Origin of the sequence: Thiovibrio frasassiensis (assembly GCF_029607905.1) — a bacterium.
GTDB lineage: Bacteria > Desulfobacterota > Desulfobulbia > Desulfobulbales > Desulfurivibrionaceae > Thiovibrio > Thiovibrio frasassiensis.
Window position 1 is genome coordinate 1,160,396 of sequence record NZ_JAPHEH010000001.1, and the last position, 16,695, is coordinate 1,177,090.

Below are 16,695 nucleotides of genomic sequence, written 5' to 3' on the forward strand. Positions count from 1 at the left end.
GGGAAAAATTCGGCGCATTCGCACGCAGTTACTTGTGGCGGTGAGGGGGAAATTGTGGATGGAGGAACCATGGAGCAGTCAGCGTTTCATACCGTCGGAATCGGTCTATTTGATTCGGTGGCTTGGTCAACCTATTGGGGGGTCCTTGAGGCAATGAAGTAGGATGGGTAAAATAACAAGAAAACAATAAAAGGGGATGCCATTGAGGCATCCCCTTTTATTATAATGCTTCCGGTGGTTCAGGTTAAAAACCGTATTTGACCATTACGTAGCCCACATTAGCCTCGTAATTCGGGTCGGCATACACTCCGCTGTAATAAAAGTTGCCGACCACGTTGGTAAAATTTGCATAGCTGATATCGGAATATTCCATTTTTTCATAGAGATACCCGAGAGTCAGTCCCAGCTTGGGGTCAATGGCATAGGTGGCCTTGGCCTCCAAGGTCTTTTTGGTATAGTCATCCGTCGCGCTGATACTTTCATACGTGGTGTTGTTCAAGCTGTTGTCGTAATTCACTGCGCCGTCGGATTTTTGATATTGCCATGACAGATCAAAGGTCAATTTCTCAGTGGCCGTCACGTTGGCAGCGAGGCCATAGGTCCAGAAATCGTCATCGGTTTTTTCAACATGGTCGACGTCGAGCGCCAAATTGAGCCGCTTGTTGGAATCGACTTCCTTTTTTTCGAAACCGAGAAAGCCGCTCAATCTGACCGATTCAACTGCCCGCCAGCCAAGGTCGAGATACACACTCTGCCGTTTGTCGTCGTTGATACTCGAATTATTCTCATCATAATCATTGTGCGTGTAGGTGTAACTCAACCCCAGATCAAGATTGTCCGCAGGAATAAAGTCAAAGGACAATTTCCACTCATCCATGCTCTTGTCCGCGGCATCGAAGCGGGTTGTGTAGATGGTCGGATCATTCCCGTCGGCAACTACCGCGGCGGTATTAATATCCGAATTGCGCTCCAATTTTTTGTAGCGGATCTTGGCGGTGAGCCAGTCCAGGGCGCTGTTTTTGAGCCCGACATACAGGGTGTCGTCCGTGGTCGATTCGGGGTTGTCATACCGATAAAAATTAGTAGCGCCCGAATAAGCGGGCAGAGCAGTTGAGCGGTCCATTTTCATGTATTCATACCCGGCATTCAGCTTGGTTTTGTTGGGTAGCCGGTAGCCGATATCGATGCCAGTGGTATCTTTTTCGTAACTGAGCAGTTCCTTGGCGTTGTTGGTGGATGCTGTTGTTGCGCCGTATGAAATAAAGGACGAATTATTATCGCGATCGCGATAATTGTAATAGATCTTGGTATCTAACTTATCCAGAGGCCTTGAGCTTAGGGCAATGGAGACATTGGTGTAATCAATATCGCCCTCAAAGGTCGTGCGGTTCAGGTTGGCAAGTGTTGCCAGCATGACAGGGCTGTAATTGATATCATTTGCGGTGAAATCATTTTCTAAATGGGCACGGCTCAAGCCGGCGGCCAGAACAGAGCCAAGGGGGAGATCGCACCAACTGAGGTCTGCGGCCATCTTGCTGTAGTCGTTATCCGGCGCAAGAACGATATTGTTATCAACAAGATCCGCGACATTATCGCGGTAAACATACTTGTTGTCGTTTTTAAAGGAACTCAAGGAGCCGGTGAGTGAAACCGTAACCGACTCACCCAGGTAACCGCCTTTCAGATGTAGATTGTCGGTGGTGGTTGAAATAGGTTCCGGACCTTCAGCAAAGCCACCAAATCCGGTTTTTAAGGTGTATGGCCTTAAGCCGCTTTGTTCTCGTTTCTCTGCGCCGACATTGACATAGAAGGGGGAGTGCAGCGAGAGCTCCAGTTCGCCCCCATAAGTTTTGTGTTCGACTGCAGAATCAAATTTGGTCCAGGTGGAGGTGTCCGCTGGGACGGCAACAACGTTGACCTGTTGTGTGCCCAGCCCGGTGTACGGCGTTATGGCATCAAAGCCGTAGTTGTGGACCATCTCGTCATAATTGAACTTGTATTTGAAGTTGCCGTACTCTCCTCCCTTTAAATGGAAAGACTGATCATCCAGGCCAATTTTGTCGGCGTCGAATTGGAAATGATAAGCGCTTTTTAGGTAGTCGAGCTGTATCCCTCCCAAAATGGAATCATCCAGATCGCGAAATTCCTGGAAAAGGGCCTTGTTGCCACTGATATCAACCCCTCGGGCACCAAGTTCTACAGTGCCATGGATTTCGCTTTTATTCGCATCCGCCGCAACTGCCAAAGCAGGTACGACAAGCGACAACACGATTACAGCAGAATAAATTTTCTTCATTGCTTGCCTCCTTTATCGGCTGAAGGAACGACGGAAATTTGCGGAGCCATGAATTGCATGATGACATTCCAAGCAGGCCCGTGCTCTAAATTGGCTTGCGGAAGCGGCGCCGCCAAATCCGGAAGTGTTGTCATATGGTCCGTCGTGGTGCTGTCTGTCGTCATGGCAGTTCTGGCAGAGGTTAACGACCTTCTCCACCAGCAGTGTTTCATGCCGACTCCCGTGCGGGGTATGACAGGTGGCACAGTTCTCTTCCACCGGTGGATGCTCCCAGATCCAGGGGCCGCGCTTGTCGGCATGGCACTTGTAGCAGAGCTGGTTGACGTTTTCGGCCTTGAGCATGTGTTTTGTCAGGGTGCCGTGGGTGTTGTGGCAGTCGGAACACTTGACCTTGCCTTCGATGATGGGGTGATGCGACATCTTGTTGGCATCGGAACGGACATCCTTATGGCAGGTGAAGCAGACCGTGGGTTGCTTTACGGTGGAGCGCGGGGAATGGATATCGTGGCAGGCGATACAGGTCACGTCGTTCTTCTTGTGCGCACCCATCTCCCAGAGAGACATATGGGCCGATTTCTGATGGCAGCCCAAACATTGCTTGCTGAGCTCCTCGGCGGTGCGCCCGCCGCCCTTGCCGAAGGAAACAACATTTTGTTTGGACGGGTCGTTTACATGCTTGTCGGTTGCTCCATGGCAGGATTGGCAATCGTTTTTGCCCTGCCAGATTTTTGCATGGTATGAGTCCTTAAAACTTGCCACCGGTTTTTCATGGCAGCTGACACATGCGGCACCGAGTTCGGCTGCCTGGGCCGCGTCCGGTGCTAAAAATTGCCCCCAAAGGCCCCATCCCATTGTTATCATGGTCAAAGACCATGCCGACACCACGACTTTTGGCAACAGCCTGTTTCGTTTACGCATATCCTTCCTCCTCTCCCTTTTCTCCTGTTTTTGTTCGGAAGCCCCCTTTACAACGAGCGTTTCCAGCTAAGCATCTTTTTGTTAATGCGAAAAAGATGCCAGAGGGGGCAGAAAAAATAAATACAAAGAATACAATAAGATAGGTGGGCGCTGCCCGGCTGGTCTCTCTGGCCTAGTGGGGTATTCCGGTGGAATGGCCAGATCGGTTTGGTCATATGGCCAGATAGCAGATTGGCGGCTGGATTGGAGTGCGGCAAGGCATGGATCTCTGGGATGAATTGCAACTTGCACAGATGCAGGGCGGCTGGTAGTCTTTTTGCAAGTCCATCATATTGAGCCGGAGGGGAGTATGCGGTTGTGTTGTGTCCGAGACGGAATCCGAATCCTGCTGTGCGGTTTTTTCCTGCTTTTTTGGGCGGGTTGCAGCGATGAGCAGAGCGCTGCCCCTGCCTCCGCCTCCCCCCCCTCACCTGCCCCGGCCACAAAGATTGTCATCGGCCTTATTCCGGAGATGGACATCTTTGTGCAGAAGAAACGCTACGAGCCCATTGCCCGCTATCTTTCCCAAAAAACAGGCGCCCAGGTTGAACTCAAGATCCTTTCCCGCTACGGCAATATCTTGAATAATTTTCAGAGCGAGGGGCTGGACGGTGCCTTTTTCGGCAGCTTTACCGGAGCACTGGCCATCAAGAGGTTGGGGGTTGAGCCCTTGGCCCGGCCCGAATATGAAGGCGGGGTCTCCAGCTATTACGGAATGGTATTTGCCCGAAAGGACAGCGGTATAAAGACGGCGCGGGATGTGAAGGGTAAGGTCTTTGTTTTCGTGGACAAGGCGACCACCGCAGGATGGCTGCTGCCCCTCTATTTTTTTCGGACCCTAGGCATCGCGGATTACCGCGCCTGGTTCAGGGAGACCTATTTCAGCGGTACCCATGAAGATGCGATCCATGATGTTTTGAGTGGCAAGGCGGACCTGGGCGCGGCCAAGGATCTTGTTTTTAACCGCCTTGCCAAGGAGGACCCCCGAATTGCGGCAGAGCTGAATATCCTCACCACTTCTCCGGCGGTTCCGGCCAATACCCTGGCGGTGCGGCACGATCTGGATCCTGCCCTGAAAAAGGTGATGCAAACCAGCTTGCTGGCCATGGATCAGGATGCGGAAGGTCGCCAAGCATTGGTCCAATTCGGGGCCAGCCGATTTATTGAAACCCGAGTGCAGGATTACCAGCCGGTTATTGAATATGCCAAACGCATTGGCTTGGATCTGGCAACCTATGATTATGTCAATGATTGAAAGTATCCTTCTTGGGCGTCGGAACCCTTCCATTCTCGGAATAGGGGTTGTATGAGAAAAAAAGTACTCTTCGGCTTTATCCTGCTGATTCTTTTTTTCGGTGTCGGCGGCTTGTATATTGCCCAGACCAATGCCAAAGCCCTCCAAAATCTCGAAAAAATCCTCGCCCTCAATCAGATGGAATTTTTGCGCGAGGATCTGCTCAACAAGGTCCAAATCATTCAGGCGGATCTCTATCTCACCACCTCGCCGCGCAGTACAAGCGTTGGGGCTTTTGTCGAGCACGGTGAGGGGCTGCAGCTCGCCGGAGAAAAGTGCTTCGGCTGTCATCATGCCGAACCGGTGGTGTTACGGTTAAACCATCTTCGGCAAGGCGTTGATGGCTATCTGAAAAAGGCGAGCAGGGTCTATACCCTCAGAGCAAACCAGGAGCGACGCGCCATTGCGGAAGACATTGCCTCTTCTGCGGGCGGCCGGCTGCTTGAGGAAATTGACAGTCTGGTGGTTCTTTCCTCCGACACGATTTCCCAGAAGGTTTTTAATGCCCGGCAACAAATTTCCCTCATGAAGAATATCTTGCTGATTCTTGTCACTGTCGCGCCCCTGATTTTCCTTATTTTCACCTTCCTTTTTATCAAACGATTTTCCAGTTCTTTTTCCGTACTCCTTCGGGCCACGGAAAAAATCAAGGCGGGCGAATTGACCCACACCATTGATGAACCTCTTCCAGATGAATTTAACGTTCTGGCCACCGCCTTTAATGAGATGGCGCGCTCCTTGAAAAAACAGTGCGCTGCGGTTGTGGCCGAGCAGAATCGCTACCAGGTGCTTTTCGAGTCGGCGGATGACGCCATCTTTATTATTGAGGGAGAAGGCGAGGGAGCAGGGAGAATCATCGCAGCCAATCAGGCGGCGGCGGATATGCACGGCTACACGGTGGAAGAGTTGTGCAATCTCTACATCCAGGAATTGGACACCGTTGAAAGTGCGGCGCAAGCGCCTGAGCGGTTCCGGCAGATGATGGCTGGAGCCCGTATTGAGGTGATGGTGGAGCATCGACGCAAGGACGGCACTGTTTTTCCGGTGGAGGTTCGGGCCGGGCTGCTTGAAATTGAAGGGCGAAAATATATCCATGCCTTTGACCGGGATGTGACGGTGCGCAACCAGACCGAGGCGGCCTTGCACCGCTCACGGCAACTGGCCATGGTCGGGCAGATGGCTGCCGGTCTGGCCCATGAGATCAAAAACCCTCTGGCCGGGATCAAGGTTTCCATGGAAGTACTGATGAACGAGTTGCCCCTTTCCTTGGAAGACAAGGAGATTTTTGTCCGGACTGTCGGGGAGGTGCAGAGAATTGAAGCATTGTTGAAAAATCTCCTCAACTACGCCCGGACGCCCCGACCGGTCTTTTCCCGGATCGGGCTGAACCGGCAGCTTGAAAACGCCATGAAAAATGCAAACCTGTTGCTCAAAGCGCCGGAATACCTTGCGGTCCGCAGTAAGGGGCTGGCATTTGTCCGTAACCTTGATCCGGATCTTCCCATGATCATGGCGGACCCCTCCCAGATGCAGCAGGTGATCCTGAATCTGCTGCTCAATGCCATGGAGGCGACCCCAGCCGGCGGGAGAATCACCGTGAGTACCAGGCTTGCTCGGGCCGGAATCGTGGAGGTGGTGATTGCGGATACAGGAAAAGGCTTGAGCGAAGAGGCGTGCACCAGTGTTTTTCAGCCGTTTTACACGACCAAACCCAAGGGGAGTGGGTTGGGGCTGGCAATAACCCGGCGTCTTGTTGAACAACACCATGGTGAGATCGAGGTTGCCAGCATTTTGGGCGAGGGCGCCGCATTTACCGTTACCCTGCCAATTGAACAAAAAAACGAGGATGCAAACCCATGAAGATTAGGGGAAGAATTTTTGCCGTGGATGATGATGAACTCATTGTCTCCATGCTTGCCAGGGGTTTGAAAAAAGAGGGGTATGCGGTGCATTTTCAAACCACTCCCCAGGATGTTGTCGCCAACATTATTGCCTGGCAGCCGGACATTGTCTTTTTGGATGTGGATCTGGCCGAGGAGATGACTGGTTTCGATATCCTTGCCGCCATCAAGAAGGAAGGGCTTGAGGCGGAGGTGGTTATGTTGACCGCCGATGATTCGGCGGAATCGGCCATCCGGGCCATGAAACTCGGGGCGATTGAGTATTTCACCAAGCCGTTCAATCTCGATGAGATAAAAATCATCACCGGCAATATCATCGATAACATCCGGCGGAAGGCCGAGATCGACTATCACCGGAAAAATACCTGCCCCTATTTTGAACACGGATTGGTGGGCGAATCTCCCTGCATAATGGAAATCATCCGGAAAGCGGAAAAGCTGGTTCAGGCCAGGGCGGAGACTATCCTCGTCACCGGCGAGTCCGGAAGCGGCAAGGAGGTTCTGGCCCGGCATCTCCATTGCCGGCGGCAGAAGGAGGAGGGCGTTGGTCAGGGGCAGAGCCCGTTCTTTGCCGTCAACTGCACGGCCTTGCCGGAAAATCTCATCGAAAGCGAGCTGTTCGGCCATGTGAAAGGCGCTTTCACCGACGCCCGGACCGACAAAAAGGGGATTTTTGAGCTGGCTGGGGATGGCACCCTGCTTCTTGATGAAATTGGGGACATGCGGTTGGATCTCCAGGCAAAACTGCTGCGGGTTCTGGAGGAGAGGACGGTCCGGCGGCTGGGGGGGAGTGTTGATCTGCCCGTGCAGGCGACGGTGATCGTCACCACCAATAAGGATCTTCAGGCCGCTTCGGAACAGGGGGGCTTTCGGAAGGATCTGTTTTTCCGGCTGAGCGCTTTTGCCTTGGAGTTGCCGCCCCTGAGGGAACGGGAGGATGACATCCTCCTCCTTGCCCGGCATTTTTTACGCTATTTTTCCAGTAAATATCTCAAAAAAGGGATCAAGGGCTTTTCCGTCGATGCCGAACGGGCCATGCTGGCCTATGCTTGGCCCGGGAACGTGCGGGAGTTGCGCAACATCATCGAGCGGTGCGTGGTGCTTGAGGAGATGGAAACCATCACCCGGGAGCATCTTCTCCCGAATCTGGCCGGTTGGGCGGATGCTGCGGCGGTCGCATCCGCGAGAATCATCCTGCCGGAAGAAGGGCTTTCTCTCGAGGGGTTGGAAAAGGATCTTATCCGCCAGGCGTTGGAAAGGACAGGCGCCAACCAGACCAAGGCCGCCAAGTTGTTGGGTATTTCCTATGACACCCTGCGGTACCAGATGAAAAAGTTTGCTCTGGTCTGAAGGGGCGCCTAGAGAAACTCCTCGAAATAGTCCAGGTCCTTGTGAAAGGTCTCTTCAAGCCCGGCCAGGGCAAGAAAGGCTGCGATTAGGCAGATCGCGCCGACCAACAGGGCGCTGGACTCCAGGCTGAGATAATTGCGGCCCAGTTGGAAAAGCATGGTGATCGGCACCACCATCCCCCGGACGAAGTTGGGTACGGTGGTGGCCACCGTGGCCCGCAGGTTGGTGCCGAATTGCTCCGCGGCAACGGTGACGAAAATGGCCCAGTAGCCGCCGGCAAAGCCAAGGAATCCGCAGACTCCGTAGAAAAAAGCCGGGCTTTGGCCGCCTTGGAGAAAATAGAGGGTGATCCCGGCCACGGTCAGGAACAGGAAGATCAAGATCGCCTTTTTTCGGCTGCGCAGGAGCTGACTCACCAGGCCGCTGGACAAATCGCCCGCGATCAAGCCCAGATAACAGAACATCACACTATTGCCCGCCGAGACCGGGCCGCTGATACCCAGCGCGACACCAAACTCCGGGGAAAAGGTGATCAGGACCCCGACCACGAACCAGATTGGGATGCCGATCAGAATCGAGTTGCAGTAGCGGCGGAATCGCAACCAATCGGTGAACAGGGCCAAAAAGTTTCCCCGCCGTACCCCGGTCCGGTCATCCATGGCCCGGAACATCCCCGACTCGGCCACCCGGATCCGGGTAACGAGCAGCAGTAATCCGAGCACCCCGCCGATGACAAAGGCGGTGCGCCAGTCAAAGGTGGTGGCGACGAGATTGGCCAGGATGGCCCCGGAGACGCCCACCGAGGCGACCAGCATGGTGCCGTACCCGCGGATGCTCTTGTGCAGGATCTCGGAGACCAGGGTGATGCCTGCGCCCAACTCTCCGGCCAGGCCGATACCGGCAATAAAGCGCAGGGTTGCGTAAGCCGGCAGTGTGGTGGCAAGCCCGTTTGCCAGGTTGGCGAGGGAATAGAGGAAGATCGAGGCGAACATGATCGTGAGCCGCCCCTTGCGATCTCCGAGAATACCCCAGAGAATCCCGCCGACCAGCATCCCGGCCATCTGCATATTCAATAAAAAAACGCCGTTATCGATGAGCGCCTGCCCGGAGAAGCCAAGGGATTTGAGGCTCGGCACCCGGACGATGCTGAAGAGCACCAGGTCGTAGATGTCGACGAAATAGCCCAAGGCGGCGACAATGACCGGCAGGCTGAAGATTTGGCGAAGGGTCGTGTTGTTGTGTGGTGTCATGGACGTTTCTGTCGGAGGCGGGTCAGGCGCCCACTAAAAATCAGGCATGCAGTTTGTAACAGCGGAAATTTCATTTGATCACCTCGGTGGCCAGGCGCAACAGGTTGGAGCTGAGACTCAGGCCATTGCCCTGCGCTGCGAGCAGATTCGCTTTGAAAGTCACTTTTCCCATATTTGTATCCATGTTCAGCACAACCCCCTCCAGGATGGCTCCCGGCGAGTCGGCCACAGTCAGCACCGGCTTGTTGTGCAGACTGTCAAGCACCCGCGGCAGATTGCCAATCACCGGGCGGGAGATGAATACAATCTGGCAATTTCCCAAACCATCCACGCTGGTGATGCGTTTTACGGCCAGACTGCGTCCGTTGACGCTCTGGCCTTGGATTTTATTGTCCAGGTCCTGGCCGAAGGGGTCCGGGCCGTATACGCAAACGTTCAGGGGGGAGCCCACTTCGGCAGGCCATTTGGTGAAGGCGACGAAGTTATACAGGAAAGCCGCCTTGAGGGTATACTCCGCCATTCCCTCTGCACGTGCCAAAGAAACCCAGCAGATCAGGGCAAGCGTGCAGCAAAGAGAGCGAAAACCCTTTTTGAGCCGGGGTTTGGTGGTTCCGCGCATTTGGGGGGATGCGGAAGAATGATGGCGAGAAAAAAGCATTAGAAGCGGTAATCCATCTTGGCCCAGACGCTCCGGCCGTCTTGGGCCAGCGCGTTCTGCCAGTTGATGTCTGAGGTCGGGTGCTCGTAGTATTGATCGAATAGATTGTGAATGCCCAGCGATATCTCCATCCTCGGGAGCCATTTGCTCGCGGTCACAGTCAGGTTGGAAAGCCAATACCCCTTAAGGTAAGAACCATCTATCGTCTGGCGTTTTGCGTCGTACCGGAGTTCATAGCCCAGACGCAGACCCGGCCAGGGCAGGGGCTGGGACAGGTTGAGTTTTCCAAGCCATTGGGGGGAATTGAGCGGTTCTTCGTTGTTGGCGTACGCGATATCCTGATAGGCCACGCTACCGCGGACGCGCCCGCCGGATTCCCAGGTCTTGTCGGCCGAGAGCTCGACGCCCCGGGCTGTGAGCTTGTCGCCGGACTGGTATTGCGGCAGCCCACTGAGGGGATCAATGCCCAAGGTCACGATATCCAGCATGCTCCACTGATATATCGAGGTGCGCACACTGAAATCACGCGTCAACCGTTGCTCTATGTTCAGCTCCAGGGTATCGATGGTCTCATTTTCCAGGGTTGGATTGGCAACCTGCGCTACTCCGTCGTCGTAGTCTCGCTCGTAGGCGTTGGGAGCGCGGTGGGCGCGGCCGTACATCGCTTTCAGCGTGGTTTCCGGCAAGGCCTGCCAGATGAGCGCTGCCCGGGGGCTAAATAAGGTGTCCGTATTATTGTTGCGGTCCACCCGCACGCCGAGGGTCGTCGACCAGGTGTCGCTGAGGCGCCATTCGTCCTGGGTGTAAATGCCGAACCGGGTGCCTGATCCGTTGATTTGCGTTTCCATCCCCGGGGTGGTGAGGTCGTCGTTGGTCTGGTCGATGCGGCTATTGTTCTGCCCTTCCATTCCCAGCATGAGTTTGTGATTGTTCAGTCCCTTATAGAGCAGGCGCAGTTCGGCGCCCAGCCAGTCACCTGCGGCAGTGGCGAGATTCGGGGCGGTGGCATAATGAAACAAGCCGGTGTAGCGATACTGTCCCAGAAACATTCGACCCAGCACGTCCAGGGTCTTGCGGGCGAAACTGTCCTGATATGCCAGTTGGCTCAACATGGATTTGTCCCGTTCATAGTGGTCCGGGGCCAGCGCATCGGAAAAGAAAGATGCCGTGGGGTCATCCTTGCGGCGATTGCCGTAAATGAAATCAAGGGACAAGGGGCCGCGGATAATGCGGGTGAAGAATTCCTTGTCCCGCTCGCCGTCCTGATTAACGGCCAGGCCGGAGATGTCGCTTTCGCCAGGACCCGCACTCGGGTAGTCCATGAGCAGATCTTCACCCCGGGAGTACATGCCGGAGGCGGAAGCCAGCACGTTAACGCCGTTTCCAAGCACCTTTCCCCAGCTGATGCGGCCTTCCCGGAGGGATTGGGGACTTGTCCAGCCGGCGGACAACTCGCCGCCATCGACCGTGGCTCCACTGCGCGTGATTACGTTGACAACACCGAACATGGCATTCTGACCATAGACCGCGCCACCCGGTCCGGCGATGAATTCAATACGTTCGACCAGGTCCAGATCCAGGGGGAAATCGCGTCCGATTGAAGCGCCGGCATAGACCGTCTCATTGATGCGATTGCCGTTGATGGCGAGCAGCATCCGGGTGTTGTAATCTCCGGGCAGCCCGAAACCACGGGCGCCCAAATAGCTGTATTGACGGTCATAGGTAAGGTGAATGCCGGGCAGGCTGGCCAGGGCTTGGTCCAGGGTGCGCCAACCGAAGGCCTTGATCTCGTCACGGGTGATGACGCTGACCACGGCGGCCACTTCGCTTTGCTTCTGTTCGTACTTGGAGGCGCTGGTCACCGTGGTGTTCAGCAATTGTTCCAGGCTCAGCTCTTTCGAATCGTTTGCCGCCTGGGCAGGCAACGCGAGGGCAAGGGTCAATCCCAGTGCAGGCAGGATGGTTTTGGATATTTCCGTAATCATGAAGAGCATTACCTCGTATGGTCAGGATGAATACGTGCAGGGAAAATGTGCTGAAGGGGTCTGATGATTGGTGTTTTGCTTTTCAAAAGATATAATAAATCAAGCACGGGTGCATAGATATATTTTTTAAAGAGAGAGGAGCATGATTGAACAGCGAGATCATTGCGCAGGATTCTCTGTGTGACAGGCTGTGCAGCTGCATCGCTGGGGGGGCTTTGCAATGATTATGATAAAAAAAATGGGTTACGGTAAATTACCGTAACCCATTGATTTTACTGGTGCCGGGACCAGGATTCGAACCAGGGACACTCGGATTTTCAGTCCGATGCTCTACCGACTGAGCTATCCCGGCAAAAAAGTAGCTATCATATATTGAAATCTGCCCCGCTTGTCAACCTATTTCACGAGGAGACCTTCAGAACCACCCGGGTGTCGGCTACGTGGTCGTGCCATCCGCATTTCTCCCGGTCGATAATACTCCAGAAAAGTCCGAGTCCCACGGGGAGGATCGAAAGAGCAAAGCCGATAAAACGCAGAAAGGCGATACCCGGGGTGACCTCCCCGCCGTCGGACCGGATCACCCTCAGGCCCATGAACATCTTGCCGAGGGTCTGCCCCTGCCAGCCATGCAGGGCGAGAAAATAGACCGCGATGAACAGGGGAAAGGTGAGCAGGAAGAGGAGCAGGCAGAAGAGGAGGGAGGGGATCAGGACGAGCCAGTGGGGAGAATGCACCCAGAGAACCGCCGCCGTCGCACACAGGCAAGCAAAATAGAGCAGGTGGATCAGAAGGATATCGATACCCATGGCCATTCCGCGGGCCAGGAAGCCTGCATATTGGGGTTGGGGGGTGGTTTCCCCGTTCATGGGCATGTCGTTCCCCTTATTGGTCATCGTTTTCCAGGGTCAGGTCGAGGTCCGGGATCTCGGCCAGGGTGTTTGTCGATTTTTTGGCCGCACCGTCCGGGGCTGGGGCAGGCTCGCCATCTTCTAGACTTAAATGGAGTTCTTCCGGCGCCTCGCCAAGGGAGAGATCCATAATATCGTGCTCATCTTCCTTTTCCGCCGGGGCATCGTCAAAATCCATCAGAGAGGAGAGATCGATAATCTCCTCTTCTTCATTGTCCGGAGATTCCCTGGGCTCATCTTCAAATCCGCCCAGGGGGTGTTCTTTCTCCGCAGCGCTCAACGTATCATCAAACTCAAAGCCGGAAAACTCGATGCCGGAGAGAAGCTCTTCCTCCTCTTTTGCCTCCTCGTGCGCGCTTATGCTTGTCTCGCCCTCTTCTTGCTCGCTTCCCAGGGTCAGCTCCAGCGCTTCTTCTTTTTCTTCTTGTGGAGGGATAAGGTCGGAAACATCAATATCTTCGAGACCAAGCGATGGCAGGGGCTGCTCGTCCAGGTCATCCTCGTTGAGGGGCACCCCGGAGAAATCGAGCTCCTCCTCGTCCGTTGGCAGAGTTTCGGCATCCAACTCGTCTAGGGAAAGGGTCTCTTCTTCCTCGTAAAGTGTTGGGCTGGGCTCATCATAGGCGGGAGTTTTTTTGCCGAGGACAGCGCCAAGGAAAAAAGGAGCTGCAGCCTTGCTCACCGTACCGGTGATCTGCTCGGCCGCAGCCGTTAAGTCATTGCTGCATTTGCCGCAGGATCTTTGCCGGTCAAACGAGATGTAGCCGCATTTCGGGCAACGCATGGTGGATCTCCCCTTGCACGGTGGGCCGGCACGCATTCCGCGGGCCGATCAAGAAAAAAAGTATGGATAACGCTACAACTTTATTATATATCTTCACAGGTGGTCAAGACATTCTCCTGTATCCATAGCAAAAAAGCAATCGCAGTTTGTCCGGGAGAAAAAAAGTCCGGGGCACGGTTTCTTGCAAAATACAGCGAATCGCGCTACTTTTCCCCCTGCTCGTGCGTTTCCGTCAACCCCCTTTTCTCGGAGGAGAGAAAAATGAGATGTGCCACCCCCTTGCGTTTTGTCGTCTGCCTCTGCCTGCTGGGCTTTGTCGGGTCAGGGTGTTTTTACCATGACCCGGTGCGCCATCTCTCTTCGGATATTTGCCTGATTACGCCTAATCTCACCAAGAAGGAGGTTCTGGCCACGCTTGGCGAGCCCGATCAAAAACAGAAAGGAGATCAGGGCGAGGTCTGGCTCTACCGGGAGGTGAACAAAAGCTTCCTGCGGAAGACCCCGTATATAGGGGATAAGCTTGGTTCGGAAAAATATGATGTGGTGACCATAACCTTTGCCGGGGACATGGTGTCCACCTGCCTCTATCGCGCCTATAACGAGGAAGAAATTAAGAAAAGCGGCACTGCCATCAGTGGGCCGCGTGCGGATTAACAAGTACGAAAAATTTCGGGCGCGCATGGTTGAGGAGCAACTGCTCCCCCGAGGGATTGAAGATCCGGCGGTGCTCCATGCCATGGAGGTGGTCCCGCGCCATCTTTTTGTCTCCGATGCCCTGCATGCCCAAGCGTATGGCGATTTCCCCCTGCCCATCGGCAATGGCCAGACCATCTCCCAGCCCTATGTTGTGGCCCTCATGACCCAGTTGCTGCAGCTCACCGGGCAGGAGAAGGTGCTTGAAATCGGCACCGGTTGCGGCTATCAATCCGCGATTCTTGCCGCCCTTTGCGAGCGGGTCTATACGGTTGAACGGCTCAAGCCGCTGCTGGCCCGCGCCCGAAAGACTTTTGACCGGCTCCAGATATACAATATCATGAGTAAGGTGGCGGATGGGACCGAAGGCTGGCCGGAGCATGCGCCCTTCCCGGCGATCATTGTTACCGCGGCGGGGCCGCAGATTCCGCAGCCGTTGGTGGATCAGTTGGCGGACCCAGGCGTTATGGTGTTGCCGGTAGCTGATTTGGAAGGGCAGACCCTCATGGTGGTCAAAAAAGAAGGGGGGGCGGTGACGATCACCCCAGTGGAAAGCGTTCGTTTTGTCAAACTGGTTGGCACCCACGGCTGGAAGGCCGCCTGAACTTCTGGTTTTCTCCCCCTTTTTACGTCCCTGCTCTCACCCGCCTGGCCAACCTTCTTACTTCGTTCAGGGTTTCCGCCAGATCAAAGGAAAGAAGCCGTCTCTCCTCCATGACCACCCTGCCGTCAATGATTACGGTGGAAACATCGCTGCCTCTCCCCGCATAGACCAAGCGCTCCGGATTATGCACGGCGTTCGGGTGTGGCTGCTTGCTCTCGACGATGATGCAGTCTGCCCGCAGGCCTGGAGCAAGTCGACCGGTCTGCCCGGTTAGACCGAGAATCCCGCTGCCCTCCCCCGTGGCCATGCCGAGCAGGGTTGTGGCCGGCAGGTGGCTTGGCCCATGGGCGGCAATCTTGTGCAGCCTGGCGCAAATCCCCATCTCCTGAAAAAGGTCCAGATCGTTATTGCTGGCGCAGCCGTCCGTGCCCAAGCCAACCCGCACTCCGGCCCCGCGCAGTGCGGCCAGGGGAGCGATACCCGAACCGAGCTTCATGTTGCTTTCCGGGCAGGTTACCGCCTTGGCGCCGCTCTCCCTAAGCAGCCCGATATCCTCCTCGTCCAGCCAGACACAGTGCACGCAGATTGTTTCTGCATCCAGCAAGCCAAGGTCGTGGAGCAACCCCACCGGGGTGTGGCCGTGTTGTTCCTTGATCTGTCTCCCCTCTTCCCGGGTTTCGGCCAGATGGATGAAAAAAAGGCTCCCGGCTTCGCGGGCCAAGGCTTTGGCCCGTTGCAGGGTGTCCGGGCTGCAGGTGTAAGGGGAATGGCAGAAGAGGGCCGGGGTGAGCAGGGAGTTTTTCCCCTGCCAAGTGGCAAGAAACTCCGCCGCCGCCGCAATGTTCTGGGTCGGGTCCGGGACCCCGGGCGCCGGAAAATCGATGATCCCCTGGGCTGCCACTGCCCGCAGGCCTGTGGCACAAAAGGCCTGTGCCGCGGCATCCTCATGGAAATAGGCATCGGCCACGGTGGTGGTCCCGCCCATGAGCATCTCGGCGGCGGCAAGCTTGCTGCACCAGTAAACCATTTCCGCATCGACCAGCCGCGCCTCGCTCGGAAAGATATGCTCGTTGAGCCAGGTCATGAGGGGCAGGTCATCGGCCAAACCCCGGAACAGGGTCATGGCGCCATGACAGTGACAGTTGACCAGCCCAGGCAGGAGCAGGTTGCCTGCGGCATCAATGGCCCTTGCCGCCGCAGGTCGCGGGGGCAGATCGGCCATTGTCCCAATCTCGACAATGGTTCCCTCCTGTACGGCAAGATAGCTCGCCTCCTGCACATGTCCGTCTGCCGGAGTTGCCAGGAGGGTAGCGTTTGTTATGAGCAGATCATGGGGCAGCACGTCGCTGAGTCCTGGCAAGGGTCAAAGTGGTTATGGGGAAGCGTTCGATTGGGCGGGCCGCGGGGTAAAGAGAGAGGATGCGGTGCTCTGGCCCAGGAGAAGAGGTTAAGGCATCAGATAAAAACCCAGTTCCCTGTCGGTGGTGGCCGGCTCGTCAAAACGCAGCCCGAGGTAGGGGCCCTCGACAAGCTGGACAACCGCGGTTTTTTCTATCCACGTTTTCTGCGGATTATCCAGGGTAAAACCCAGGACAATCCGGGCATTTTTCATGATCCTGTGTCTGCCCAGAATGGCGACCCCGACCCCATGCATGGAGATGTTCTCAATCCGGCAGTTAATGGTTTTTCTGGCCTGGGAGAGGTCTGGGATATCCCTTTCATCGAACAGCACCTGATAGGTCCCCTCAAGATTGGTGGCCTTGCGATAAAATTTCCGGTATTCGAAGCGCACTGGAAACACGGCGGTGCAGGTGCATCGTATCCGGACTACGGGTGCAAGGGAGGTAAGATTTTGCAGCTGCACCGTTTTCACCAGTCCGCATGACTCGCAGTGTATTTTCGCGCTGCTATCCTCTTTCACGAAAATTTTTTGTGCGTATTCCTCTGTCATCTCTTTGCCCTGAGGGTGTCGATTGTATCCGGAAGAAGCTTTTTTTCGGGTCCGGTTTTTCGCT

Annotated in this window: 14 protein-coding genes and 1 tRNA gene; 5 read left to right on the forward strand and 10 right to left on the reverse strand. The window is 55.3% G+C overall.

The features are described from left to right. Window positions 1-244 precede the first annotated feature (244 nt). Together OLX77_RS05515 and OLX77_RS05520 are read right to left on the reverse strand one after the other, a co-directional pair. The gene (locus OLX77_RS05515) at window positions 245-2,296 is read right to left on the reverse strand and encodes an MtrB/PioB family outer membrane beta-barrel protein (protein ID WP_307632594.1); all 2,052 of its coding nucleotides are present in this window, start codon (window positions 2,294-2,296) and stop codon (window positions 245-247) included. A 12-nt stretch (window positions 2,297-2,308) separates the two neighbouring features. Next, a complete protein-coding gene (locus OLX77_RS05520; RefSeq protein WP_307632595.1) occupies window positions 2,309-3,214 on the reverse strand; it encodes a DmsE family decaheme c-type cytochrome in 906 nt (301 codons plus the stop codon). Between the two features lie 349 nt (window positions 3,215-3,563). Between OLX77_RS05520 and OLX77_RS05525 the strand changes: the two genes are divergently transcribed. From OLX77_RS05525 to OLX77_RS05535, 3 genes are read left to right on the forward strand one after another with little or no spacing between them, the layout of a single operon-like run. Next, on the forward strand, window positions 3,564-4,508 hold the full coding sequence (locus OLX77_RS05525; protein ID WP_307632596.1) for a phosphate/phosphite/phosphonate ABC transporter substrate-binding protein: 945 nt from the start codon (window positions 3,564-3,566) through the stop codon (window positions 4,506-4,508). A gap of 51 nt (window positions 4,509-4,559) precedes the next feature. Then, the gene (locus OLX77_RS05530) at window positions 4,560-6,407 is read left to right on the forward strand and encodes a sensor histidine kinase (protein WP_307632597.1); all 1,848 of its coding nucleotides are present in this window, start codon (window positions 4,560-4,562) and stop codon (window positions 6,405-6,407) included. Continuing rightward, window positions 6,404-7,798, forward strand: coding sequence for a sigma-54-dependent transcriptional regulator (locus tag OLX77_RS05535; protein ID WP_307632598.1), 1,395 nt, complete (start codon window positions 6,404-6,406; stop codon window positions 7,796-7,798). Before OLX77_RS05530 ends, OLX77_RS05535 begins: the two co-directional genes overlap by 4 nt. A gap of 8 nt (window positions 7,799-7,806) precedes the next feature. Here the strand turns inward: OLX77_RS05535 and OLX77_RS05540 are convergent, their stop codons facing one another. The 6 genes from OLX77_RS05540 to OLX77_RS05565 form a co-directional block, all read right to left on the reverse strand. After that, window positions 7,807-9,048, reverse strand: a complete 1,242-nt coding sequence (locus OLX77_RS05540; RefSeq protein WP_307632599.1) for an MFS transporter — start codon at window positions 9,046-9,048, stop codon at window positions 7,807-7,809. A 70-nt stretch (window positions 9,049-9,118) separates the two neighbouring features. After that, window positions 9,119-9,568 (reverse strand): YfiR family protein, encoded by a 450-nt coding sequence (locus OLX77_RS05545; protein WP_307632600.1) that lies wholly within the window; start codon window positions 9,566-9,568, stop codon window positions 9,119-9,121. A gap of 137 nt (window positions 9,569-9,705) precedes the next feature. After that, complete coding sequence (locus OLX77_RS05550) at window positions 9,706-11,691, reverse strand: TonB-dependent receptor plug domain-containing protein (protein WP_307632601.1); 1,986 nt, start codon at window positions 11,689-11,691, stop codon at window positions 9,706-9,708. A 276-nt stretch (window positions 11,692-11,967) separates the two neighbouring features. Beyond that, window positions 11,968-12,043: transfer RNA gene (locus tag OLX77_RS05555), tRNA-Phe, on the reverse strand. Window positions 12,044-12,092: 49 nt separating this feature from the next. Further along, on the reverse strand, window positions 12,093-12,584 hold the full coding sequence (locus OLX77_RS05560) for an RDD family protein (protein WP_307632602.1): 492 nt from the start codon (window positions 12,582-12,584) through the stop codon (window positions 12,093-12,095). Then, window positions 12,574-13,383 (reverse strand): hypothetical protein, encoded by an 810-nt coding sequence (locus OLX77_RS05565; protein ID WP_307632603.1) that lies wholly within the window; start codon window positions 13,381-13,383, stop codon window positions 12,574-12,576. The genes OLX77_RS05560 and OLX77_RS05565 overlap by 11 nt, the downstream gene beginning before the upstream one ends. Window positions 13,384-13,644: 261 nt before the next feature. Between OLX77_RS05565 and OLX77_RS05570 the strand changes: the two genes are divergently transcribed. Both OLX77_RS05570 and OLX77_RS05575 read left to right on the forward strand, forming a co-directional pair. Then, on the forward strand, window positions 13,645-14,037 hold the full coding sequence (locus OLX77_RS05570) for a hypothetical protein (protein WP_307632604.1): 393 nt from the start codon (window positions 13,645-13,647) through the stop codon (window positions 14,035-14,037). 25 nt (window positions 14,038-14,062) lie between these two features. Next, window positions 14,063-14,680 carry a protein-L-isoaspartate(D-aspartate) O-methyltransferase gene (locus OLX77_RS05575; protein WP_371877493.1) on the forward strand — a complete coding sequence of 206 codons (618 nt, stop codon included), beginning with the start codon at window positions 14,063-14,065 and terminating at the stop codon, window positions 14,678-14,680. Between the two features lie 22 nt (window positions 14,681-14,702). On the opposite strand, the gene OLX77_RS05580 is transcribed toward OLX77_RS05575, so the two are convergent. Together OLX77_RS05580 and OLX77_RS05585 are read right to left on the reverse strand one after the other, a co-directional pair. Beyond that, window positions 14,703-16,022, reverse strand: coding sequence for an amidohydrolase (locus OLX77_RS05580; protein WP_307632606.1), 1,320 nt, complete (start codon window positions 16,020-16,022; stop codon window positions 14,703-14,705). A gap of 105 nt (window positions 16,023-16,127) precedes the next feature. After that, the gene (locus tag OLX77_RS05585; RefSeq protein WP_307632607.1) at window positions 16,128-16,631 is read right to left on the reverse strand and encodes a PilZ domain-containing protein; all 504 of its coding nucleotides are present in this window, start codon (window positions 16,629-16,631) and stop codon (window positions 16,128-16,130) included. Between the last annotated feature and the right edge of the window lie 64 nt (window positions 16,632-16,695).

What these genes read in the sequence shown, in the direction of transcription:
- OLX77_RS05515 (WP_307632594.1), bottom strand. Translation starts at nt 2,296, where the DNA reads ATGAAGAAAATTTATTCTGCTGTAATCGTGTTGTCGCTTGTCGTACCT.
- OLX77_RS05520 (WP_307632595.1), bottom strand. Translation starts at nt 3,214, where the DNA reads ATGCGTAAACGAAACAGGCTGTTGCCAAAAGTCGTGGTGTCGGCATGG.
- OLX77_RS05525 (WP_307632596.1), top strand. Translation starts at nt 3,564, where the DNA reads ATGCGGTTGTGTTGTGTCCGAGACGGAATCCGAATCCTGCTGTGCGGT.
- OLX77_RS05530 (WP_307632597.1), top strand. Translation starts at nt 4,560, where the DNA reads ATGAGAAAAAAAGTACTCTTCGGCTTTATCCTGCTGATTCTTTTTTTC.
- OLX77_RS05535 (WP_307632598.1), top strand. Translation starts at nt 6,404, where the DNA reads ATGAAGATTAGGGGAAGAATTTTTGCCGTGGATGATGATGAACTCATT.
- OLX77_RS05540 (WP_307632599.1), bottom strand. Translation starts at nt 9,048, where the DNA reads ATGACACCACACAACAACACGACCCTTCGCCAAATCTTCAGCCTGCCG.
- OLX77_RS05545 (WP_307632600.1), bottom strand. Translation starts at nt 9,568, where the DNA reads ATGGCGGAGTATACCCTCAAGGCGGCTTTCCTGTATAACTTCGTCGCC.
- OLX77_RS05550 (WP_307632601.1), bottom strand. Translation starts at nt 11,691, where the DNA reads ATGATTACGGAAATATCCAAAACCATCCTGCCTGCACTGGGATTGACC.
- OLX77_RS05560 (WP_307632602.1), bottom strand. Translation starts at nt 12,584, where the DNA reads ATGACCAATAAGGGGAACGACATGCCCATGAACGGGGAAACCACCCCC.
- OLX77_RS05565 (WP_307632603.1), bottom strand. Translation starts at nt 13,383, where the DNA reads ATGCGTTGCCCGAAATGCGGCTACATCTCGTTTGACCGGCAAAGATCC.
- OLX77_RS05570 (WP_307632604.1), top strand. Translation starts at nt 13,645, where the DNA reads ATGAGATGTGCCACCCCCTTGCGTTTTGTCGTCTGCCTCTGCCTGCTG.
- OLX77_RS05575 (WP_371877493.1), top strand. Translation starts at nt 14,063, where the DNA reads ATGGTTGAGGAGCAACTGCTCCCCCGAGGGATTGAAGATCCGGCGGTG.
- OLX77_RS05585 (WP_307632607.1), bottom strand. Translation starts at nt 16,631, where the DNA reads ATGACAGAGGAATACGCACAAAAAATTTTCGTGAAAGAGGATAGCAGC.